Annotated in this window: 21 protein-coding genes and 1 tRNA gene; 15 read left to right on the top strand and 7 right to left on the bottom strand. The window is 67.8% G+C overall.

Features of this window, described 5'->3' with window-relative positions; translation table 11 throughout:
• Positions 1-26 precede the first annotated feature (26 nt).
• The 3 genes from B0I29_RS22040 (at position 27) to B0I29_RS22030 (ending at position 2,977) form a co-directional block, all read left to right on the top strand.
• Positions 27-632: a TetR/AcrR family transcriptional regulator gene (locus B0I29_RS22040; RefSeq protein ID WP_111650934.1), complete on the top strand. Its 606-nt coding sequence runs from the start codon at positions 27-29 to the stop codon at positions 630-632.
• A 125-nt stretch (positions 633-757) separates the two neighbouring features.
• Positions 758-2,089 (top strand): acetyl-CoA carboxylase biotin carboxylase subunit, encoded by a 1,332-nt coding sequence (locus B0I29_RS22035; protein ID WP_111650933.1) that lies wholly within the window; start codon positions 758-760, stop codon positions 2,087-2,089.
• A gap of 9 nt (positions 2,090-2,098) precedes the next feature.
• Positions 2,099-2,977 carry a hydroxymethylglutaryl-CoA lyase gene (locus B0I29_RS22030; RefSeq protein WP_111650932.1) on the top strand — a complete coding sequence of 293 codons (879 nt, stop codon included), beginning with the start codon at positions 2,099-2,101 and terminating at the stop codon, positions 2,975-2,977.
• Between the two features lie 120 nt (positions 2,978-3,097).
• On the opposite strand, the gene B0I29_RS47485 is transcribed toward B0I29_RS22030, so the two are convergent.
• Positions 3,098-3,229: a hypothetical protein gene (locus tag B0I29_RS47485; RefSeq protein ID WP_260329696.1), complete on the bottom strand. Its 132-nt coding sequence runs from the start codon at positions 3,227-3,229 to the stop codon at positions 3,098-3,100.
• Positions 3,230-3,299: 70 nt separating this feature from the next.
• On the opposite strand from B0I29_RS47485, the gene B0I29_RS22025 reads away from it, so the two are divergent.
• From B0I29_RS22025 to B0I29_RS22010, 4 genes are all read left to right on the top strand, one after another.
• The gene (locus B0I29_RS22025) at positions 3,300-4,238 is read left to right on the top strand and encodes a hypothetical protein (RefSeq protein ID WP_111650931.1); all 939 of its coding nucleotides are present in this window, start codon (positions 3,300-3,302) and stop codon (positions 4,236-4,238) included.
• A gap of 249 nt (positions 4,239-4,487) precedes the next feature.
• Positions 4,488-5,801 carry a chaplin family protein gene (locus tag B0I29_RS22020; protein WP_111650930.1) on the top strand — a complete coding sequence of 438 codons (1,314 nt, stop codon included), beginning with the start codon at positions 4,488-4,490 and terminating at the stop codon, positions 5,799-5,801.
• Between the two features lie 165 nt (positions 5,802-5,966).
• On the top strand, positions 5,967-7,490 hold the full coding sequence (locus tag B0I29_RS22015; RefSeq protein ID WP_111650929.1) for an acyl-CoA carboxylase subunit beta: 1,524 nt from the start codon (positions 5,967-5,969) through the stop codon (positions 7,488-7,490).
• Between the two features lie 53 nt (positions 7,491-7,543).
• The gene (locus B0I29_RS22010) at positions 7,544-8,701 is read left to right on the top strand and encodes an acyl-CoA dehydrogenase family protein (protein ID WP_111650928.1); all 1,158 of its coding nucleotides are present in this window, start codon (positions 7,544-7,546) and stop codon (positions 8,699-8,701) included.
• A gap of 1 nt (position 8,702) precedes the next feature.
• On the opposite strand, the gene B0I29_RS22005 is transcribed toward B0I29_RS22010, so the two are convergent.
• Complete coding sequence (locus tag B0I29_RS22005; RefSeq protein WP_111650927.1) at positions 8,703-9,191, bottom strand: MarR family winged helix-turn-helix transcriptional regulator; 489 nt, start codon at positions 9,189-9,191, stop codon at positions 8,703-8,705.
• A gap of 104 nt (positions 9,192-9,295) precedes the next feature.
• Between B0I29_RS22005 and B0I29_RS22000 the strand changes: the two genes are divergently transcribed.
• Complete coding sequence (locus B0I29_RS22000) at positions 9,296-9,874, top strand: YceI family protein (protein ID WP_111650926.1); 579 nt, start codon at positions 9,296-9,298, stop codon at positions 9,872-9,874.
• A gap of 180 nt (positions 9,875-10,054) precedes the next feature.
• On the top strand, positions 10,055-11,533 hold the full coding sequence (locus B0I29_RS21995) for a glutamate-cysteine ligase family protein (protein ID WP_111650925.1): 1,479 nt from the start codon (positions 10,055-10,057) through the stop codon (positions 11,531-11,533).
• Positions 11,534-11,540: 7 nt separating this feature from the next.
• Here B0I29_RS21995 and B0I29_RS21990 read toward each other — a convergent pair whose 3' ends face one another.
• Entirely contained in the window at positions 11,541-12,917 is a 1,377-nt protein-coding gene (locus B0I29_RS21990) for an MFS transporter (protein WP_111650924.1), read from the bottom strand.
• A 142-nt stretch (positions 12,918-13,059) separates the two neighbouring features.
• Here B0I29_RS21990 and B0I29_RS21985 point away from each other — a divergent pair, with 142 nt between their 5' ends.
• Positions 13,060-13,803: a PASTA domain-containing protein gene (locus B0I29_RS21985; RefSeq protein WP_111650923.1), complete on the top strand. Its 744-nt coding sequence runs from the start codon at positions 13,060-13,062 to the stop codon at positions 13,801-13,803.
• Between the two features lie 6 nt (positions 13,804-13,809).
• Here the strand turns inward: B0I29_RS21985 and B0I29_RS21980 are convergent, their stop codons facing one another.
• A complete protein-coding gene (locus B0I29_RS21980) occupies positions 13,810-14,112 on the bottom strand; it encodes a hypothetical protein (RefSeq protein WP_111650922.1) in 303 nt (100 codons plus the stop codon).
• Positions 14,113-14,893: 781 nt separating this feature from the next.
• Here B0I29_RS21980 and B0I29_RS21975 point away from each other — a divergent pair.
• Positions 14,894-15,118, top strand: coding sequence for a DUF397 domain-containing protein (locus tag B0I29_RS21975; RefSeq protein ID WP_111650921.1), 225 nt, complete (start codon positions 14,894-14,896; stop codon positions 15,116-15,118).
• 145 nt (positions 15,119-15,263) lie between these two features.
• Positions 15,264-15,749 (top strand): hypothetical protein, encoded by a 486-nt coding sequence (locus B0I29_RS21970; RefSeq protein WP_111650920.1) that lies wholly within the window; start codon positions 15,264-15,266, stop codon positions 15,747-15,749.
• A gap of 17 nt (positions 15,750-15,766) precedes the next feature.
• On the opposite strand, the gene B0I29_RS21965 is transcribed toward B0I29_RS21970, so the two are convergent.
• The 3 genes from B0I29_RS21965 to B0I29_RS21955 form a co-directional block, all read right to left on the bottom strand.
• The gene (locus B0I29_RS21965) at positions 15,767-16,399 is read right to left on the bottom strand and encodes a hypothetical protein (protein ID WP_111650919.1); all 633 of its coding nucleotides are present in this window, start codon (positions 16,397-16,399) and stop codon (positions 15,767-15,769) included.
• Between the two features lie 61 nt (positions 16,400-16,460).
• Positions 16,461-17,279, bottom strand: coding sequence for a WecB/TagA/CpsF family glycosyltransferase (locus tag B0I29_RS21960; protein WP_245972671.1), 819 nt, complete (start codon positions 17,277-17,279; stop codon positions 16,461-16,463).
• Positions 17,280-17,611: 332 nt separating this feature from the next.
• Positions 17,612-17,694: transfer RNA gene (locus B0I29_RS21955), tRNA-Leu, on the bottom strand.
• Positions 17,695-17,944: 250 nt separating this feature from the next.
• Here B0I29_RS21955 and B0I29_RS21950 point away from each other — a divergent pair.
• Genes B0I29_RS21950 through B0I29_RS21940 form a run of 3 tightly spaced genes read left to right on the top strand, consistent with a single transcriptional unit; the run spans position 17,945 to position 20,618 of the window.
• Positions 17,945-18,730, top strand: a complete 786-nt coding sequence (locus B0I29_RS21950) for an FHA domain-containing protein (protein WP_111651073.1) — start codon at positions 17,945-17,947, stop codon at positions 18,728-18,730.
• A 5-nt stretch (positions 18,731-18,735) separates the two neighbouring features.
• Positions 18,736-19,218, top strand: a complete 483-nt coding sequence (locus B0I29_RS21945; RefSeq protein ID WP_111650917.1) for an FHA domain-containing protein FhaB/FipA — start codon at positions 18,736-18,738, stop codon at positions 19,216-19,218.
• Positions 19,215-20,618 (top strand): PP2C family protein-serine/threonine phosphatase, encoded by a 1,404-nt coding sequence (locus B0I29_RS21940; RefSeq protein WP_111650916.1) that lies wholly within the window; start codon positions 19,215-19,217, stop codon positions 20,616-20,618. Before B0I29_RS21945 ends, B0I29_RS21940 begins: the two co-directional genes overlap by 4 nt.
• The last annotated feature ends 75 nt before the right edge of the window (positions 20,619-20,693 follow it).

Genomic DNA, 20,693 nt, shown 5'->3' with positions numbered 1-20,693 from the left:
GCTTGACGCCGGGTTACAGTTGCCACGTGACGACGGTAGAGCAGCGGCACCGGACCACCCCTCCGGCGCCTCGGCGGCGGTCACGCCGCGACGAGATTCTGGAGATCGCGGTGGGCTTGTTCGCCTCCCGCGGTTATCACGGCGTGTCGATGGATGACATCGGCTCCGCCGCCGGCGTCACCGGCCCGGCTCTTTATCACCACTTCGCCGGCAAGGAGGCGATGCTGGTCGCCGCCCTGATCCCGGTCAGCGAGAGCCTGCTGGAGGGTGGCAAGGAGCGAGTGGCCCGGCACTCCGACGACGTCGAGGCCGCGCTTGCCGACCTGGTCGACTTCCATGTGGACTTCGCGCTGACCAACCCCGCGGTGATCGCTCTGCACCTGCACGAGCTGGACCGCCTGCCCGATGAGCCGCGCCGGCAGATCCGCCGTTTGCAGCGTCTCTATGTCGAGGAGTGGGTGTCCGTACTCTCCCGGGTGCGCCCCGAGCTGGCCGCACCGGAGGCCCGGGTTCTGGCGCACGCCGCGTTCGGCTTGATGAACTCGACGCCGTTCCTCGGCGGCGAGGTGGAGCGCCGTCGCCGGGCCGATCTGTTGCGTGACGCGACGATCCACGCCCTCGCCGGCCGCTGACCTGCTGGAATTACCCGATAGAACACCGAATACCTCGACAAAAACGCGTCATCGACACCGCCCCACCACCGGCGGTGTCGAAACAGCGCCCCACAAGGGCGTAAGACCGACCGCAAAGGAGCGGAATGATCGAGTCGTTGCTCGTCGCGAACCGGGGCGAGATCGCCCGCCGGATCATCCGGACCGCGAGGAGGCTGGGGATCCGGACCATCGCGGTCCACTCGGATACCGACGCTGACCTGCCGTTTGTTCTCGAAGCCGACGAGGCCGTGTGCATCGGTCCGGCCAATCCGGCACAGAGTTACCGCAACGCCGACGCGATCCTGGCAGCCGCGAAATCCACCGGCGCACAGGCGATCCATCCCGGCTACGGCTTCCTGAGTGAGAACCCGGACTTCGCGCGTACCGTCGTGAACAACGGCCTGGTGTGGGTCGGACCCGGCGCTGACGCGATCAGCGCGATGGGCGACAAGATCAATGCGCGCAACCTGATGGCCGCGGCAGGCGTGCCGGTCGCGCCCGGGTCGTCAGACCCGGCGGCGACCGTCGAGGAAGCCCGGAGGGCGGCCGAGTCGATCGGCTATCCCGTGATGGTGAAGGCGTCGGCCGGCGGCGGCGGGATGGGCATGGCGGTCGCGAACGACGACGCTGAGCTGCACAAGGAGTACGAGAAGGTGCGCACCTTCGCCGAGCGGATGTTCGGCGACGGATCGGTGCTGATCGAGCGCTATTTCCCCAGGGTGCGCCACGTCGAGGTGCAGATTCTCGGTCTGGCCGACGGCCGGGTGATCGCCCTCTCCGAGCGGGAGTGCTCGGTGCAGCGCCGCAACCAGAAACTGGTCGAGGAGGCGCCGTCTCCGGCTGTCACTCCTGAGTTGCGTGAACGGCTGCTGGCCGCCGCGGTCAAAGCGGGTGAAGCGGTCAACTATCGCAATGCGGGCACTGTGGAGTGTCTGCTGGACCCGGCGACCGGCGATTTCTTCTTCCTGGAGATGAACACGCGGCTCCAGGTCGAGCACCCGATCACCGAGATCATCCACGGCATCGACCTGGTCGAGGAGCAGCTGCGGATCGCGTCCGGGATGCCCTCCAGTGTGGATCTTGGAAAGACCAGCGGGCACGCGATCGAGCTCCGGATCAACGCCGAGGACCCGAAACGCTTCTTCCCCGGCCCCGGCCGGATCACCACCTGGGTGGAGCCGTCCGGCGAGGGTGTCCGGGTCGACTCCGGTTACACCGAGGGCACCACGGTCAGCCAGAACTACGACTCGCTGATGGCCAAGCTGATCGTTTTCGGTAGTGATCGGCAGGAGGCGATCGAGAAGGCCCGTGCCGCGGTGGCCGGCTTCGCGATCGCCGGGCCGAAGAACAACCTGCCGTTCTTCGCCGAGCTGCTGGAGAACCCGGAGTTCCTGTCCGGTGACTACGACACCGGCATCGTCTCCCGGATGCGGTGAGGTGAGGTCATGACTTTCGTCAGCATTCGCGAAGTCGCACCCCGGGACGGTCTGCAGAACGAAGACCCGGTCCCGACCGAGGCCAAGGTCGCCCTGATCGACGCGCTGAGCCGCACCGGCGTGCGCCGGATCGAGGCGGTCTCGTTCGTCCACCCGAAGGCCATCCCGCAGATGGCCGACGCCGACGAGGTCTGGGCCACGGCCTGGCACAACCCCGGCGTGCGGTACTCGGCGCTGATCCCTAACGGTCGTGGCGCGCAGCGCGCGATCGCTGCCGGCTTCGCTGAGATAGAGGTGGTGGTGTCGGCGAGCGACACCCACAACCGCCGCAACCTCAACCGGTCGACCGAGGAGTCACTGGACGACATCGCCGGCCTGATTCCGCTGGTGCACGAGTCGGGCGCGACACTGGAAGTCATCGTCGCGACCAGTTTCGGCTGCCCGTTTGAGGGCGACATCGATCCGGATCGGGTCGCGGCCATCGTGGCTCGCGTCCGCGCCGATGGCGCGGACCGCATCGCCTTCGGCGACACGACCGGCATGGCAACTCCCCGCCGGGTGCGTGACCTTCTTTCTTCGGTACGCCCGGACCTGCTGCACTTCCACGACACCAGGGGTACGGGTCTCGCGAACATCCTGACCGCCCTGGATCTCGGCGTGACCGAGTTCGACGCCAGCGCGGGTGGCCTGGGCGGGTGCCCGTACGCGCCGGGTGCCTCGGGCAATGTTGCCACTGAAGAGGTGGTGCACATGCTGCACGACATGGGAATCGACACCGGAATCGATCTGGACCGGTTGATCGAGGCCGCTGAGCTGGCCGAAAAGGTGGTTGGCCGGCGCCTTACTTCCGGTGTTCTGCGGGCCGGGCCGCGTACCCGGTTGGTGTGATTCCGGCGGTCCTTTCCCGGACCCATTTTTCCCAATTGTCCGCGTGACTTCTCGTTCGCCCCCGTCGTTACCAATACCGAGTGGCCAATATCGCCTGGTCCTAACGGGACAGCGTTCTTCTCAGAACGTGGCGAGCAGGCCAACGGCCGGCGTCGACGACGGGGGGTGGATCATGACGGGCTGGAAGGTCGAGCGCTTCACGCGTACGGCGAGCAGGTCCTCGTCAGTCCCCGACGGCGGCTCCCCGCTCATGCCGTCCCCGATCCAGGGGGCGGAGCGGCGACAGGAGCGCCGCGCAGGGCACACCGGCTCTCGGTGGGCCGTGCGTGCACTCGTCATCGGCGGACTGGCCGGAGCGGCCTGGCTGCTCACCGGCACCGCCGCGAACGCCGCGGATCACGACGACGAGCCCGCCGGCTCGGTGTACGAGTCCACGTCGAACAGCGTCGCGCAGGTGTACGGCGACGAACTGATGGTCGGTGAACTCCTGAAGGCGGCCGTCCAGCCGCTGGAGTCCGAACCCGCACCGAAACTCCACAGGCGTGTCGTGGCGTCGATTCTCACGACAGCGGAACGGATGCTGTCCGGGCCGGTGGAGATGCCCTACGAGGTGACCTACGACGGAACCGCGATCGACGCGGACCCGTTCGGTACGGAACCGCGTTGGAAGATCGCTCCCTCGCGTACCAGCGGAGGACGGGCGGACGACCGTACGCGACCCGAACCGGCGAAGGACGCCGCGGTTACCGTGACCGAGCCGGAGACGCCGGACGCCGAGGCCGACAGGCCGCAGGTGGACGTCGAATCACCGCTCGACGACGGCGGCGCCGCCCCGGTCGCGAAGCTGCCCCAGGTAGCGGGCGATGCGGTGGCGGCAAACAAGATCGACCCGTCCACTTCGGAAAGCAGCAGCATCAAGGCCTCTCGCGCTCCGGCCGGCGTCACGCCGGCACGGCACGCGAAGGCCGGGTCCCGGTCCCATGTTCACCGCCGCGTCCCGGCTGCAAGGCCGGCTCAGCCCGTGGCGTACCGCCCGCAGGAAGCGCCTGTCGAAGACGGGCCCTCGCCTGCGCGGATGAATCTCGGGACTGTCAGCGGTATCCCGGCCGGTGGGCCGGGAGCGTCTCCGGAGGTTGGCCCGGTGGCCGTCCTTCCGGCTCGAGTCGTGAACGGCGCGGTGGTCAGTCACCGGTTCCCGTTCGCGGTCGATGTCGAGGCCCGGCGTAACGATGCCGTGGCACCGACCGTCTCACCTGACTAGTTCAGTGATGGCACCGCCTCACGCCGGCGCTTCGCCGTGCGTGCGGGTCATCCGATTCCCGAACCGCTTGCGCACAGGCGGCGAATCGGCCGAACGGCCCGCGGACCATCACTTCACCCGCTGATAGCGGAGTCAACGCAGAAGAAACGAGCCTGGGCACCGCTGCGCCCGAAAACAGGTTCCGGAACCAGCCAATTGAATACGCAGAAATTCCTTGCTGACCATTTCGTGAAAGGCACTTCTTTCCAAATGAAGAAGACTTGGGTTCGTAAGACGCTCAGCATCGGTGTGCTCGCCGCCGGCGCCCTTCTCCTCGCTCCGGCCGCCGCGGCTCAGGCCGGCATCGACCAGGCCGGCCTCGGCAACTTCGGTGAGGGCAACGGCTCCCAGATCGCGTTCCCGGTCGTCCTCCCGATGAACCAGGTCGGCAACGCGGACAGCCTGCTCGGCATCTCCCAGGGCTCCGGCTCCGGCGTGAACGCCATCGGCGCCGGTGGGCACCGTGGACAGAACGGCTGGAACGACGGCATCGGCCAGCAGAGCGTCGGCAACTTCGGGATCGGCAACGGCACCCAGATCGCCGTTCCGGTCACCATGCCGATCAACGCGTGCGGCAACGCGACCAGCCTGGGTGGCGTCTCCTACGCCGCCGCGGCCTGCACCAACGCGATCGGCGTCGACGGCCGTAAGAGCATCGTCAAGAAGTCGTCGATGCAGCGCGAGAGCTTCGGCACCGACCGCAACCTGCTCGGCAACAACGCCATCGGCAACATGGCCCACAACCTGGCCCACGGCACCGGTGGCCAGCACGGCCTCGGTGGACAGCAGGGTCTCGGCGGCCAGCACGGCGTCGGCAACGTTGTTCCCGGCGGGTTCGGGCACGGCCTCCCCGGCCAGGGTGGCCTCGGACAGGGCGGCCTCGGACACGGTGGCCTCAACCCCGGCCACGGCAACCTCGGCAACTTCGGGTTCGCCCCGACCGGTGGCCACGGCGGCAACGTCGGTGGCAACTGGGGCGGCATCCGGCAGAGCAACGCCGGCAACTTCGGGTTCCTGAACGGCACCCAGTTCGCCGCGCCGGTCACCGCGCCGATCAACATCTGCGGCAACTCGCTGTCGTTCCTCGGCCAGTCGTACAGCCAGGCGAACTGCGCGAACGTGATCGACAGCAACATCAAGAAGGTCAAGCCCGTCAAGGACGACGACGGTGACGTGGCCGGCGACGACGGTGGCTACGGCGACGAGGCTCCGGCCGACACCGACATGCCGGGCGACGTTCGTGGCGACGGCGGCTACGCCGACGAGGCACCGGACGTGGCGGACGAGGCTCCGGCCGACGACGTCATGGGCGACTCGGGTTACGGCGACGAGGCTCCGGCCGACGAGCTGCCGGCCGACGTGCAGGACGACGCGGGTTACGGCGACGAGCTCCCCGACACCTACACCAAGGGCAACGGTGGCCGTGCCGCCGAGAAGTCCTCGCTGGGCCGTCTGACCGACCTGGGCGGCGTTCGCAGCGCCGGCCTCGGCGGTGGCCTGGGTCTGCTCAACAGCCTGCGCTGATCATCGCGCAGCGGTAGCACGTAAATAAATACGGACAGGAGCTTCCGCAGCCGCGGAGGCTCCTGTCCGTCGTTGCCGTCGTCCCACCAAATGGGCTAGCCTAACGACCGTTAAGGTTTCTAACGATCGTTAAGGCGGGTGACCCCGCCGGGATGCGGAGGAACGATGGACGGCGACGCGCTCGCGGCCGTACGCAAGCGTGTGCTGGCCGGTGGCGCCGAGAAATATCACGCCGCCAACGCCGCCAAGGGCAAGCTCTTCGCACGCGAACGGATCAGCCTGCTGATCGACGAGGGCACGTTCGTCGAGGACGGCATCTACGCCAACAGTCTCGCGGACGGCCTGCCCGCCGACGGTGTGATCACCGGATTCGGGCGGATCGACGGCCGGCCCGTCTGCGTCATGGCGAACGACTCAACGGTCAAGGCCGGTTCGTGGGGTGCGCGTACCGTCGAGAAGATCGTCCGGATCATCGAGCGGGCGTACCGCGAGAGCGTGCCGATGGTCTACCTCGTCGACTCGGCCGGCGCCCGGATCACCGACCAGGTCGACCTTTTCCCCGGCCGCCGCGGCGCCGGCAAGATCTTCCACACCCAGGTCCGTGCCTCCGGTGCGATTCCGCAGGTCTGCGCGCTGTTCGGGCCGTCCGCGGCCGGCGGGGCGTACATTCCGGCGTTCTGCGACGTGGTCGCGATGGTCGAGGGCAACGCCAGCATGTACCTCGGCTCCGACCGGATGGTCGAGATGGTCACCGGGGAGAAGACGACGCTCGAAGCCATGGGTGGCGCCCGGGTGCACTGCACCGAGTCCGGCGTCGGCCACTTCCTCTGCAAGACCGAGCGCGAGGCGCTCGACGTGGTGCGAACCTACCTGTCCTACCTTCCGGCGAACTGGACGCAGCAGCCGCCTGCGGCGACCGCGGCGGAGCCCGGCCGGGTCGATCTCAGCGCGTTGGTTCCGGTGAGCGAGCGCCAGGCCTTCGACATGCGACGGTACGTGAAAGGCCTGGTCGACGAGAATTCGTACTTCGAGATTCAGGCCCTGTGGGCACGTGAGCTGACCGTCGGATTCGCCCGCCTCAACGGCGAGGTGGTCGGCGTGGTCGGCAACAACTCGATGTTCAAGGGCGGGGTGCTGTTCGTCGACTCGGCCGACAAGGCCACCCGGTTCGTGCAGCTCTGTGACGCCTTCAACGTTCCGCTGCTCTTCCTCACCGACGTGCCCGGTTTCATGGTCGGCACGGCCGTGGAAAAGCAGGGCATCATCCGGCACGGCGCCAAGATGATCACCGCGATCTCGGAGGCCACGGTTCCGAAGATCTGTGTGGTGGTGCGTAAGGCGTACGGCGCCGGCCTTTACGCGATGGCCGGTCCCGGGTTCGATCCGGAGGCCACGATCGCCCTGCCCACCGCGAAGATCGCCGTGATGGGCGCCGAGGCCGCGGTGAACGCGGTGTACGCCAACAAGATCGCGGCGATCGAGGACCCGGAGGAGCGCTCCGCCTTCGTCACCGCGCGCCGCGCCGAGTACGAGCGCGACATCGACATCATGCGTCTCGCCGGTGAGCTGGTCGTGGACACGGTCGTCGAGCCGGCCGATCTGCGGGCCGAGCTGGTCCGGCGCTTCGACGCCGCGCGAGGCAAGGACCGCACGTTCTCTCGGCGCCGGCACGGCGTCACTCCCGTGTAGCTCTGTGTATCTCCGTGTAGCTCTGTGTAGCTCCTGAGTAGAGAGAGGCAGTCATGGTCGACTTCCGGCTCGGCGACGAGTACGAGGAGCTGCGCGCGAGCGTGCGCCAGTTCGCCCGGGAGCAGGTCGCCCCGGTGATCGCTGAGCACTACGAGAGGAAGACTTTCCCGTACGAGATCGTGCGCCAGATGGGCAAAATGGGACTTTTCGGTCTGCCCTTCGACGAGAAGCACGGCGGCATGGGCGGCGACTACTTCGCGCTCTGCATCGCCCTCGAAGAACTGGCCAGAGTGGACAGCTCGGTCGCGGTCACCCTGGAAGCGGGGGTCTCGCTCGGCGCCATGCCGATCCACCGGTACGGGACGGACGAGCAGAAAGAACGCTGGCTGCCCCGGCTGACCAGCGGTGAGGCGCTCGCGGCGTTCGGCCTGACCGAGCCCGGAGCCGGCTCGGACGCGTCCGGGACGCTGACCCGGGCGGTGCTCGACGAGTCGGCCGGCGAGTGGGTGATCAACGGGACGAAAGCGTTCATCACGAACTCCGGCACCGACATCACCTGCCTGGTCACCGTGATGGCGGTGACCGGCCGGAACCCGGACGGAAGCAAGGAACTGTCGACGATCATCGTGCCGTCCGGCACGCCCGGCTTCACCGTCGCGCCGCAGTACTCCAAGGTCGGCTGGTGCGCCTCGGACACCCACGAGCTGTCCTTCGACGACGTACGCGTACCCGAGGCCAACCTGCTCGGCGTACGAGGCCGGGGTCTCGCCCAGTTCCTGCGGATCCTCGACGAGGGCCGGATCGCGATCGCCGCCCTGTCGGTGGGTCTCGCGCAGGGCTGCGTCGACGAGTCGGTGACGTACGCGAAGCAGCGCACCGCTTTCGGCCGGCCGATCGGCGACAACCAGGCCGTGAGCTTCCTGATCGCCGACATGGACCTGCGCGCGCACGTGGCCCGGCTCGGCTATTACGACGCGGCCTCCCGGATGCTCGCCGGCGAGGACTTCAAGCGGTACGCGGCGATCGCGAAGCTGAACGCCAGCAACGCCGCCATGGAGAACAGCCGGTACGCCACCCAGGTGCACGGCGGGTACGGCTTCATGAACGAGTCGGCGGTCGGCCGCTTCTATCGTGACGCCAAGATCCTCGAAGTGGGCGAAGGCACGTCCGAGGTGCAGCGCATGCTGATCGCCCGAGGCCTGGGCCTGTAAATCAGGCTGCCGGCTGGATCGGCTCTTCGCTGCCGGCCACTGCGCACGGGTTGACCGCATCGCGGATCGTGCGCAGTGAGCCCAGCAGCTGATCGAGCCGCTCCGGCGGGAGCAGCCCGACGTACCACTGCTGAACCAGTTCGAGATGTCCCGGCAGGACCTCGTCGAGGCGCTGCATGCCGGCCTCCGAGATCACCGCGTACGAGCTGCGGCGGTCGCTGGCGCACGCCTCCCGGCGGACCAGGCCGCCCTTTTCCATCCGGTCGACAACGCGGGTGACGCCGCTGGTGGAGAGCGTCGTCTGCCCGGCCAGGTCGGTCATCCGCAGGCGGTTGCCGGGCGAGCGGGCGAGGCGCATCAGCACCTCGAACTCGACCGAGGACAACCGGTGCTCGTCGAACTGCGCGGCGAAGCGGTTCATCAATCCCGTGTAAGCCTCCGCGAGCAGTCCGACTGCGGTGAGGCGGGGGTCGTCCAGATCCGTGTTCACACGATCAACACTAGCAGGCACTTGACAGGGGGAATATTGCAGCGCATATAGTTGCTCCGTCAGACAAGCATCCAGTCGCTCAGGTTTCGAAAGAAGGAACAGTCATGACCGTCAGCACGCGTGAGTTCGAAGGTCTGCAGATCCCGGCCGCCGGCACCTACGACCTGGACGCAGCACACAAGCGCGTCGGTTTTGTGGTCAAACACCTCATGGTGAGCAAGGTCCGCGGCCAGTTCGCCGAGGCCACCGCCACCATCACCGTCGGGGAGAACCCGCTGGACTCCGCTGTGACCGCGTCCATCAAGACCGCCAGCGTCGAGACCGGCCAGGTCGACCGCGACAACCACCTGCGCACCGGCGACTTCTTCGAGTCGGAGAAGTACCCGACCATGGACTTCCGCAGCACCGGTGTGAAGTCGCACGCGGGCGCCGAGTTCGTCCTCGACGGCGAGCTCACCATCAAGGGTGTCAGCCGTCCGGTCGAGCTGGTCGTCGAGTTCGAGGGCGCCACCACCAGCCCGTACGGCCAGCACGTCTTCGGTTTCAGCGCGCACACCGAGATCGACCGTGACGACTGGGGCCTGAGCTGGAACGTCGCCCTGGAGAGCGGCGGCTTCATGGTGAGCAAGAAGGTCAAGATCGAGATCGAGGGCGAGGCCATCCTCCAGCAGGACGCCGCCTGATCCCAGTAGATCTTCAGCGACGCGCCGCCCGGCTTCCGGGCGGCGCGTCGCTGCGTCCGGGGTCCTCGGCTTCGTCTGGCGGTCCTCCGCCCGGGATGGCAATGTGTACCGAGCGCGATTGTTCGTTCACAGAGCGGTGATCGACGTCCTTTAGTCCGCCGGTCGTCCCCGGGAGGGCACATGGGCAAGGATCTGGTGAACGCCGTCTTCTCGTCGCGGGACAGGGTTGCGTTCCGCCGCAAGCTGCATCGTTGCCTCGACGTCCTGGGCGAGATGTTGGATACATCACCGTTCGACTGCTCCGCGCCGATGACCGGCTTGGAGATCGAGATCAACCTGGTCGACGCGGACGCCGGCCCGAGCATGCGCAACGCTGAGATCCTGGCGGATCTGGGTGACCCGCGGTTCCAGCCCGAGCTCGGCAAGTTCAACCTGGAGTTCAACGTGCCGCCCCGGCTCATCGCGGGCGACGGTCTGGGTGATTACGAACGGGACATTCTGGACGGTCTGCGCGCCGCCGCCGACTGCGCCCGCAAGAGCGAGAGCCGGCTCGCCCTGATCGGCATGCTGCCGACGCTCCAGCCGTCGCACCTGGTCCCGGCGAATCTCTCGGCCGGCGAACGATTCCGTGCCCTGGACAGCGAGATCGTCGCCGCCCGAGGTGACGAGTTCCGGATCGACATCGAGGGATTCGACCGTTTACGCACCAGCAGCGACACGATCGCCCCCGAATCGGCCTGCACCAGCGTCCAGTTCCACCTCCAGGTCCCGCCGGCCGACTTCGCGCGATCTTGGAACGCGAGCCAGGCCATTGCCGCGGTCCAGGTCGCGCTGGGGGCAAATTCCCCTTATCTGTACGGAAATCGACTCTGGGCCGAAACGAGGATCGCCTTCTTCGAACAGGCCACCGACGCCAGGCCGGACGAGTTCAAAGCCCAGGGGGTACGCCCTCGCGTGTGGTTCGGCGAACGATGGATCGACTCGGTCCTCGACCTCTACGCGGAGAACGTCCGATATTTCCCGCCGCTGCTGCCCGAGCTGCACGACGAGGACCCGGCAGCCGCACTCGAAGCCGGCGACATCCCCGGCCTGCATGAGCTGCGCCTGCACAACGGAACCGTCTACCGCTGGAACCGTCCGGTCTACGACGTCTCGGGCGGTAAACCCCATCTTCGCGTGGAGAACCGGGTGCTGCCCTCCGGGCCGTCCGTGGTCGACCTGCTCGCCAACGCGGCGCTCTACTTCGGTCTCGTCGCCGAGCTGGCCGCCGAGGAGTCACCGATCTGGGAGCGGCTGCCGTTCACCGACGCCGCGTCGAACTTCCAGGCCGGTTCCAAGGACGGCATCGCGGCGGTGCTGCGGTGGCCCGGCCGGGGCGAGATCCCGGTCGTGGACCTGGTCCTCGGAGAGCTGCTGGAGAAAGCGCATGCCGGGCTGGACCGGTTCGGTGTTGACGCGGCTCAGCGAAACCGGCTGCTCGGCGTGATCGAGGACCGCTGCCGCACCGGCCGCAACGGGGCGACCTGGCAGACCGCCGCCGTTCGCGCCGCCGAGAACCGGGGGCTGGACCGGCCGTCGGCGATCCGCGAGATGACCCAGCGATACGTCGAGCTGCAGAGGCTCAACGAGCCCGTGCACCGGTGGCCGACCGAACCCTGACGAACCCCTACTTGCGGGAGGGATCGTCCGGGTTGATGCGGGCGACCGTCGGGTTCGCGGGCGGCGGGGTGATCGTGGAGCGGGGCTTGCCGCCTTCGGGCTTGCCGTTGTCACCCTTGCGACCGGTAGCCCGCTTGATCGGATTACGGCTTGGCCGGGCGGCGGCAGCGATCTCCGGATCCGCGTAGGCAGGCGGTTTGTCCTGTGTGGCCGGTTTACCGACCGGGCTCGGGGTGGCCTGGCCCGGCGCCTTGGCGGATCCGGTGGCCTTGGCCGGAGCGGCCGGCGGCGGGCCGGTGGGTGCTCCGGCTGACGGCGGCGGCCCCAGAGGCTTCGGGGTCGGCGGCATGCTGACCGGCTTGGGCTCCGGCCGGAGCGGCTGCCTCGGGGCAACAGGCTTGCGACCAGGCACTTCACTCACCGGCGACGTCGGCTTGGTGGCCGTCCCGACGGGGTTCGTGAAGACGTCGTTGTCCGAGTCCGGGGTCGTCACCGGGACCAGATCGGGGCGGTTGCGGCGGGTCTGGCTGCTCTGAGCGAGCGCCGCGGTCAGGGCCGAGCCGGCGAGACCGGCGAGAACCGCGTACGGGGCGATCAGGTACGCCGACTGCAGCGGGCCGGTTGCCTGGGTCAGCTGGGGCGCCAGGATCAGGAACGAGAACGCGACCAGAAGCGGTCCGACCGCACCGGAGATCGCGGTGCCCAGGCCGGTGCTGCCACGGCGGGCGGCGGGCCAGGCGGCGATCAGTCCGATCACGAACGCGGCGGCCAGGGTGAGCAGCGCGCTCGGCCAGTAGATGCCGCCGTACCGGACCGGGCTTGCCGCCTCGGCGAACTGCCAGCTGGTCAGGTAGGTGGCGAAATCACGGCCGGTCACCAGCTCGGCGACCACCCCGGCGATGGCCAGGGCCCAGAGCCCGGCCGCCGTGCCGATCAGGTTGGCCGCGACCGGTCCCGACGAGACCGCCCAGAACGCCACGACCAGGCCGGCGAGCAGGCCGGCGAGCGCGTATCCACCGGCCATGAGCTGCGGCGACAGGTCGTCAAGGCGTACCGCTGAGCGGGCCGGGAGCGCGACCAGCGCGACCGAGACGAGGGCGCCGAGTGCGGAGGCCGTTGCCAGTGCGAAGCGCCAGAGGCCGAGCCAGCGTCCGGGCCGGTCAGGGCGCAGCCGACTGGCTGTCACCGCGCCGAGCACGGTGGCGCTCGCGGTGATCCAGGTGGCCCAGCCGAGGCTGCCCAGCCAGATGTTCTCCGCCTCGGCGGCAGTCGCCGGCCAGACGAGTACGCCCAAGCCGTAGCCGAGACCCAGTTGTGCGGCACCCGTGCCAGCCGCGATTCCGGCCGCCGTGGCGGCCTGTGATGTCCAGCCCTTCTCGGCCATGCCGGGCACTGTACTGGTACCTGCCGATGTCTGTGAAACGCCTGGCAAGGTTGCATTCGGCCGGAAAACCCCACGTAGCCTCAAGATTCGATACCTTGACGCTTGCGGCGAGCACAGATGTACGGAGTGAAGGGAACCGGCGATGGCCGACGAGCGTCCCCCGGAGCCGGACGAGACGACGCCGATGGAACCGGTCGAGGCGAGCCCGACCGAGGTGAGGTCTGGCGCGGCGGATGACGCCACCCGAATTCAACCGTCCGGTGGTCCCCGATCGGATGACCGCGACAACGCGATCTGGACCGGGCGGGCCGAGGTTCGGCCGCCGAGGCCGGGCACCGAGTACTACGAGAGCGACTGGGCGGACCCTCGTTCCGAGGAGCCGCGAGGACGCTGGTGGGCGCCGATCGCTGTCGGCACCGCCGCGCTGGCGCTGCTGGGCCTGCTCGGTTTCGGCATCGCGGTGATCGTGCAGAGTTCCGACGATCAGACCGAGACGCCCGCGACGACTCCGGCGACGGTGGCGACCACTGCTGCCGAGCCCACGACCGCGTCCACGACGGAGCCGACCACCGAACCGGCCAGCCCGTCACCGACTCTGAGCACCGTCGAGCCGACCACCGAGCCGGCAAACGCCGAGGTCACGGTGCCGGCGCTGCGGGGTATGCCGGTCGCCGACGCACAGTCGGCGTTGCAACGCACCGGACTGACGTTCCGGGTGATCCAGCGCGCGAGTGACGCGGAACCGGGAACGGTGATCGACAGCGATCCGCCGGAGGGCAGCCTGGTGCCCTCCGACACGCGCATCACTCTCGTCGTCTCGACCGCGCTGCCCAGCAGCCCGGTGGCGACGACGACGTCGCCGGCTCAAGCCCCCGCCCAGGACTGAGCCGGCTCAGCGGTTGGTGCGGACCGTCCGCGCCGGCAGTACGCCGGGACGAGCGGCTGGCTGACGTGCGTTTCGTGCCCGCGGATCCGGGGCTTTGCCCACCGGACGCAGGCCGTTGACCTGCACGAATATGGAGCGGCGTTCGACCGCGTCACCGGCCGAGTTGAGCTCGTAGCCGTCGAGCCAAACCCAGCCCTCGTACGTCGGCCAGTCGTGAACCCGGATGACCCGGAACAGCAGCGGTGATGCGAATTGGACGCTCGCCGCTTTTGTCACGTGGATGACATCACCGGACCGAGGAAGAACCACGTCATCTCCTGCCCTGAGACTCGTGTGGGGTGGACTCTTGTGACAGATGCACCAGTGTGCCTGTCTGGTACACCTTTGCAACCCTTCGATGTGCCAAACCATCGAAGAATGTTGCGGAACGTCACCATCGCCGATCCTGCCACCCACGTCAGGGGCAGAAGTCCACCATGGACTCCCAATGGCTCGGCGCCCCGTATCGGACGTCGTTTACATGCATTTTGTCGGACTTGCACGATCCACTCAAGAACGTTGCGTGATGCAAGCCATACGGAAAGATTGCACCACCGATTCCTTCGATGCAAGTTGCATGTACGCCTTCCGTGATCCTCTGTGATCATCGGCCGAACCTCGAAGATCGTTTCCGGAACCGGCGATCGCTGTCGCCGGGAATGCCGCCGAGCCAATGCGTGGCGCGATCATGAGCCAGCCGCAATAAGCGCCATTTCGGACATAAAACCCTTACCTGGATATTGCCGGTCTCTTCCCGCCGGAATGGTGCATCGGGCGGCCTTGACCAGGGGAAACACTAAAGGGCAGGCGGGTTGGCCGGCGCGTTAAGTCGCTATGGCCCCATTTGAGGCGCCCGATCGAATGAACGAGATCGGTAATCGCCCAGCGGGTCCGCGTCCGTACGAGAAAGCGGTCGTTACTGATTCAGGACGATCCAATCGATCTCTGGCCACTTGATCTCCGGGCAGCGCTCGATGACCTGGGCGGCCGAGCGGCCGAGGGTCTGGCGGCCGCCCACCACGTTGATCGAGATGCTGACGAAGGAGACATTGTGGAATTCGAGACGAAGGGTCTCCGGATCGACCTGAGCCGGGCCGAGTGGTTCAAGAGCACCCGAAGCGGTTCGGACTGTGACAACTGCGTCGAGGTCGCGTTCGTTGGTGAGGCGATCGCCGTCCGCGACTCCAAGAATCCGGCCGGCTCCACATTGATCTTCACGACCGCTGAATGGGACGCGTTCGTCGGAGGGGCCAAGGACGGCGAGTTCGATCTCTGAGCGTTCCGCTCGGTCGACTCGCTTTATCCGGTTGTAGTCATTTGCCCGTTTTTCCCGTCGCTGGGCGGGACTCGCCTCGTTGATTGCCTTAAGCGCGGACCGGACCGCGCTTTGCGGCGACAATCGAACGAGGCAAGGCAGAGAGATGACTATTGGCTCGGAGAACCTCACCAACGGTTCGTCGACAGCGCAGGACCGGTTCAGCGGTGGCGTCAGCGCGTACCGGCAGAATCGTCGGGACTCGACCCTGACCGGGGACATCGGGGACAGTGAGTTGCTGTCCCGCAGCAGCTCGGGCCTCCCGACCCGCTCGCCCGGCCGATCGCACAGCATCGAATCGCGAAGCATTGAGTCGCGCAGCATCGAGCCGACCAGTGCGCTGGATCGCGCGGGGAAGCTTCCTTCCCTTGACCTGCACGGTTTGACCGAGCCGGTCTTCGCCACGAGCACCTGGGCGGACTCGTCCAGCGAATCGATGGCGGATCACCCGTTGCTGCGTGGGCTGCTCCTCGAGCTTCCCGCCCGCGGCACGCTGCCGCCCTCGGACTGGCTGGACCGGTGGTTCGAGGCGGCACGCTCCATTCTGGAGCTGCTGTACCAGCAAGAGGCGAGGAACCACCGGAACAAGTAAGTAGGTAAGGCCCTTTTTCAGCGGACGCCGGCGGGAGTGCGCTCCCGGCGGCGCAGCGATGACATCACCAGCGGCGCCATCACCAGCGGGGCGAATCGGCTGTGCCGCAGGCCGGCACGGATGCCGATCGCCACGACGGCGACCGCGACCACGGTGATGGCCACCCCGGCGGCCGTCGACGCGCCGCCCGAGGGAACCTCGACGAGCCGCGCCGCGATCGGGATGCCGACCAGCGCGGCCAGTCCGGTGATCTGCAGAGGTGCGGCGACGAGCGGATGCGCGGCGGCCGCACGCAGGGCCGGCGGAACCGGCGCGAGCGGCGCGGTCGCGAACGCGCCCGCGCCGCGCCGGACCCAGGCGAGGCGGCGCAGGGTCGCGGTCAGCACGATCAGAGCGGGTACGGCCGGGAGCAGGGCCGCCGTGGGCGCCGACGAAACGCCGGGGATCAGCCCGGTGATGACCGGCACCGCGACGAAGGCGGTGGCGCCGATCGCGACCAGCACGGTGAGCAGCACGGCTCGGCGGCGGAGCTCGCTCGCGGTGCCGGCGGTGGGCAGCCCGTCGACCAGAAGGCCGGCGGCGAGCCAGACGGCGGCGAGGGTGCCGATCAGGATGACGTCCACAACGGTGTCCACATCGATAGCGTTCACCGATTCACGCTGTGCCGAAACCGGGATATGCCCCGAACACGTACCCGTAGGGGGTGTCGGGTCAGACGGCGAAGTCGTACACGCGCTCGGTGGTCGGCGCCGGTGCTGTCGCTTTCCAGATGCCGAGCTTCTGTGCGAACAGCCGTGCCAGGTACGCCGGGTTCAGCAGGATGTACCGCTTCCACAGGCGCTTGGGCTCGAGGCCGAGACGCCAGAGCCACTCCAGTGCGTACTTCTGCATCCACGCGGGCGGGTTCTTCAGCAGACCGGCGTGGTAGTCGAAGGCGGCACCGACGGCGAGCAGCGGCATGTCGAGATGCGGACGCATCGCGTAGGTGAAGATCTCCTGGCGCGGGCAGCCGAGGCCGACCAGCACGATCCGCGCCCCGGAGGACTTGATCCGCTCGGCGATCTCCAGTTCCTCGCCCGGCAGCGATTTCCGGAACTTGGACGGCTCGATGCCGACGATCTTCAGGGCCGGGAACATCTCCTGGAACGCCGGCACGAGCCGGTCCAGAACGGGCTGAGTCGACCCGTACAGGTAGATCGGCAGTCCTTCGGCCGCGGCCTGCTCCACGACCTTCAAGGTCAGCGACGGCCCGTACACGCGGTCGGTGAGGCCGGCGCCGTGGAGAAGGTTCAGCGCCCACCGGACGGGCTGACCATCCGGCGTCACAAGATCAAAGGAGTTGAGCCGGCCGTTGTGCGCGAAATCCTCGACCCCGGTCATCACGCCGTGCACGGCCAGAGCGGTAACCGCGAATGGCCGCTGCTCCCGGGCCGCCGCGACGATCAGATCGACCGCTTCCGCGTAGTCCGTCACATCGACGAGCACCCCGAGCACGTTGCGCTTGCCCCGAACAGTCCCGGTGACCGACACGCCCAACACTCCAGCCCTGAAGACAAGAACAAATGAGGAACACCAACAAGAGGCGGCGAGCATAGCGCCCACCCCAACCATCACCCGAAAGATGCCCGACCCACGGCACCTTCCCGTGACCCCAACCCCTCAAAAGCCCCAAAGCATCGCCCGTGTGGGAAACAGCACGCTTAGCGCGTACCCAAGGAATTAGGGCCGGAGAGAGGGACCAGGCAGCTTCCAGGGTGACCATCGCACCGTGGGGGGTTCGGGGGGCTCGGCCCCCCGGCTGGCATAACGAAAGGAGCCCTGGGTTTGCGCGTTACGCAAACACAGGGCTCCCAGCGAACTCGTGGGGATGGGGGGAGTTGAACCCCCACGTCCTTTCGGACACACGGACCTGAACCGTGCGCGTCTGCCATTCCGCCACATCCCCATGTGACTTGCCGCCAAGATCATATACGCATGATCTCGTTGGCCTGAAACCGGCTGGTCGAGCCGACTTCTTGTTACTGGCTGCGACAGACTACGCTGTCGCACGTCACTAGGCGAGATCAGTACCAAGTGAGTTGATATCACCCCGCGACGCAGGAAACATTAGCACGGCGTCGTAGGGCGTCATACGAGGGTCAGAAGTGCCGGCTGCTCTTGGGCTACGGATGCGCAAGCAGTCGCCGGATACCATCATGTCCTCGGAACCCGAGGAGGAGCCGGTGAGCGTGCTGCAGCGCTTTGAGAAGCGATTGGAAGGCCTTGTCGAGGGGGCCTTCGCGAAGGTGTTCAAGGGTGTCGTGCACCCTGTGGAGATCCTGAATGCCATGCAGCGGGAGGCCGAGGCACACAAGGCCATCCTCGCCGGTGGCCGCACCCTTGTGCCCAACCGCTATGTGATCGATCTGTCGCCCTACGACCACAGCCGGCTGGCGCCGTATGCCGCGGCCTTGGCGCAGGAGCTGGCGCAGTCCCAGGCCGAGTTCATCGGTGAGCAGGCCTGGACCGTGTACGGCGACGTGATCGTCGAGATCGAGCGGGGCGATGGCCTGGACACGGGCATGTTCCGTGTCACCGCTGAGGTGTACACCGGTGGCGAGGTCGCCCCGGTGCAACAGCCGGCATATGACGCGGGGCCTCAGTACTCGCCTTATGACCAGCAGGGCGGCTACCCGCCGCAGGGTGGTCACGGTGGCCCGCGCAGTGTCGGTCTCGTGTCCGGCGACGGGCGTACCTACCCGTTGCAGATGGGCTCGACCGTGATCGGCCGCGGCGACCAGGCGAACCTTCGCCTGCCGGACGTCGGCATCTCGCGTCGGCACGCCCGTCTGGACTACGACGGCAACCAGGTCGTTCTCACGGACCTGGGCTCGACGAACGGCACGATGGTCAACGGCCAGCGCGTGTCCGCCGTCGCATTGAACCCGGGCGACATGATCCAGCTCGGGACGACCACGCTCACCTTCCGAGTGGACGGCTAGCGACCTTGCCCGAATTCGTCCTAACCGTTGCCCGCTTCGGGTTCCTCGTTCTTCTGTGGATCTTCGTGTTCACGGTGGTCGGGGTGATCCGGCGGGATCTCTTCTCCGGCGCCCGGTCCAAGAGCATCGTCGCCAGCCCTCGGGGGGTGGGTGGCGCGGTGCTCCAGGGCCGGCCGGCGAAGGCGAAGCGCGGGAAGGCGGCGCGGCAACTCGTCGTGACCGCCGGCCAGCTGGCCGGCACGAGGATCACGCTCGGTGAGGCTCCGATCACGATCGGGCGGGCCGAGGATTCGACGCTCGTCATCACCGACGACTTCGCCTCTGCCCGGCACGCCCGGTTGGTACCCCGCGATGGCCAGTGGTTCGTCGAAGACCTCGGCTCGACCAACGGCACTTATCTAGATCGCGGTAAGGTCTCCGGACCTACTCCAGTCCCCCTTGGCGTACCGATCCGCATCGGGCGCACTTCACTCGAGTTACGGCCATGACCCTGACCCTGCGCTATGCCGCTCAGAGCGACCGCGGTCTGATCCGAGACCTGAACCAGGACTCCGTTTACGCCGGGCCGCGACTTCTCGCTGTCGCCGATGGCATGGGCGGCATGGCCGCCGGTGACGTGGCGTCCAACATCGTCATCGCCGCGATGGCGCCTCTCGACGACGACGTCCCTGGTGACGCCATGGTCGATGCGCTGCGGCACGCCGTCGGTACCGCCAACCAACAGTTGCGCGACACCGTCGACGCCAACCCCGCGCTGGAGGGTATGGGTACCACGCTGACTGCTGTCCTTTTCTCGGGCAGCAAGTTCGGCATGGTGCACATCGGCGACTCCCGCGCCTACTTGCTCCGCAACGGTGAGTTCTCGCAGATCACGAAGGACGACACGTACGTCCAGATGCTGGTCGACGAGGGCCGGGTCAGTCCCGAGGAGGCGAGCAGCCACCCGCAGCGGTCGCTGCTCACGCGGGCGCTGGACGGCCGGGACATCGATCCTGAGTACTCGGTTCGCCAGGTGCTCAAGGGCGATCGATACCTGATCTGCAGCGACGGCCTCTCCGGCGTCGTGAGCGGTGAGACGATCGGCCAGACCATGCGGGAACTCGCCGACCCGAAAGCCTGCACCGAGCGGCTCGTGCAGCTGGCGCTGCGCGGCGGCGGTCCGGACAACATCACCGTGGTGATCGCGGACGCGACCGACGCCGACATCATGGAGCAGTCTCCGATCGTGGGCGGCGCTGCCTCCCTCGACCGGGGCAACACCACGGTGGCGGACAGCTCGACCGCTGCGGCCCGTGCCGCGGCCCTCAAGCCGCCGCGCCCGGCCCAGCCGGAGCCGGCCTCGAGTGGGTACGAACCGGAGCCGGCCGGACACCCGGTCCGGACCACTCTCATGGTTCTGCTGCTGCTCGGTGTGCTCGGCGGCGGCCTCTGGGCGGGCTGGCAGTACACCCAGGACCAGTACTACGTCGGCGCGACCGAGGCCGGCCAGCTCGCCATATTCCAAGGCGTGCCGGGCCAGGTCGCCGGTCTTGACCTGTCCACCGTGAGCGAGACCAGCTCGGTCCGCCTGGACGACCTCACCTCGGTCGCCCAGGAACAGGTCAAGCAGGGCATTCACGCGGACAGCCAGGTCGAGGCGCGCACCACGCTCGCCGAGCTCACCGACGAAGAACCGACGAACCCGAACCTGAAACCGGTCTGCAGCGTCGCCAGCACCGCGCCGGTGACCACGAGCTCGGTGGCTCCGAGTGTGGCGGCTTCGAGTTCGGTGGCTCCGACGGTCCAGGCCAGCACCACCGCGCGTCCGCCGGCCTCGGCTGCCGCTTCGCAACCGTCCGAAAGCGCTCCTGCCACCGTCGACCCGGTTGGCTGCCGGACCGTCAACTGAGCACGGCCTACACGTCTGGGGATTCATCTTTGACCGCGCCCGCCGTACCGGCTCCGACGCCCGCCTCCACGGGCG

It is taken from the genome of Actinoplanes lutulentus, from assembly GCF_003259845.1.
In the GTDB taxonomy this organism is placed as follows: Bacteria; Actinomycetota; Actinomycetes; order Mycobacteriales; family Micromonosporaceae; genus Actinoplanes; species Actinoplanes lutulentus.
This window is presented reverse-complemented; position numbering and strand designations above follow the sequence as displayed.

Coding starts and splice junctions, on each gene's coding strand:
- B0I29_RS21990 (WP_111650924.1), bottom strand. CDS start 12,917: ATGGCCGAGAAGGGCTGGACATCACAGGCCGCCACGGCGGCCGGAATC.
- B0I29_RS22015 (WP_111650929.1), top strand. CDS start 5,967: ATGGACGGCGACGCGCTCGCGGCCGTACGCAAGCGTGTGCTGGCCGGT.
- B0I29_RS22000 (WP_111650926.1), top strand. CDS start 9,296: ATGACCGTCAGCACGCGTGAGTTCGAAGGTCTGCAGATCCCGGCCGCC.
- B0I29_RS21995 (WP_111650925.1), top strand. CDS start 10,055: ATGGGCAAGGATCTGGTGAACGCCGTCTTCTCGTCGCGGGACAGGGTT.
- B0I29_RS47485 (WP_260329696.1), bottom strand. CDS start 3,229: ATGAGCGGGGAGCCGCCGTCGGGGACTGACGAGGACCTGCTCGCCGTA.
- B0I29_RS21985 (WP_111650923.1), top strand. CDS start 13,060: ATGGCCGACGAGCGTCCCCCGGAGCCGGACGAGACGACGCCGATGGAA.
- B0I29_RS22020 (WP_111650930.1), top strand. CDS start 4,488: ATGAAGAAGACTTGGGTTCGTAAGACGCTCAGCATCGGTGTGCTCGCC.
- B0I29_RS21940 (WP_111650916.1), top strand. CDS start 19,215: ATGACCCTGACCCTGCGCTATGCCGCTCAGAGCGACCGCGGTCTGATC.
- B0I29_RS22030 (WP_111650932.1), top strand. CDS start 2,099: ATGACTTTCGTCAGCATTCGCGAAGTCGCACCCCGGGACGGTCTGCAG.
- B0I29_RS21950 (WP_111651073.1), top strand. CDS start 17,945: ATGTCCTCGGAACCCGAGGAGGAGCCGGTGAGCGTGCTGCAGCGCTTT.
- B0I29_RS22035 (WP_111650933.1), top strand. CDS start 758: ATGATCGAGTCGTTGCTCGTCGCGAACCGGGGCGAGATCGCCCGCCGG.
- B0I29_RS21970 (WP_111650920.1), top strand. CDS start 15,264: ATGACTATTGGCTCGGAGAACCTCACCAACGGTTCGTCGACAGCGCAG.
- B0I29_RS22010 (WP_111650928.1), top strand. CDS start 7,544: ATGGTCGACTTCCGGCTCGGCGACGAGTACGAGGAGCTGCGCGCGAGC.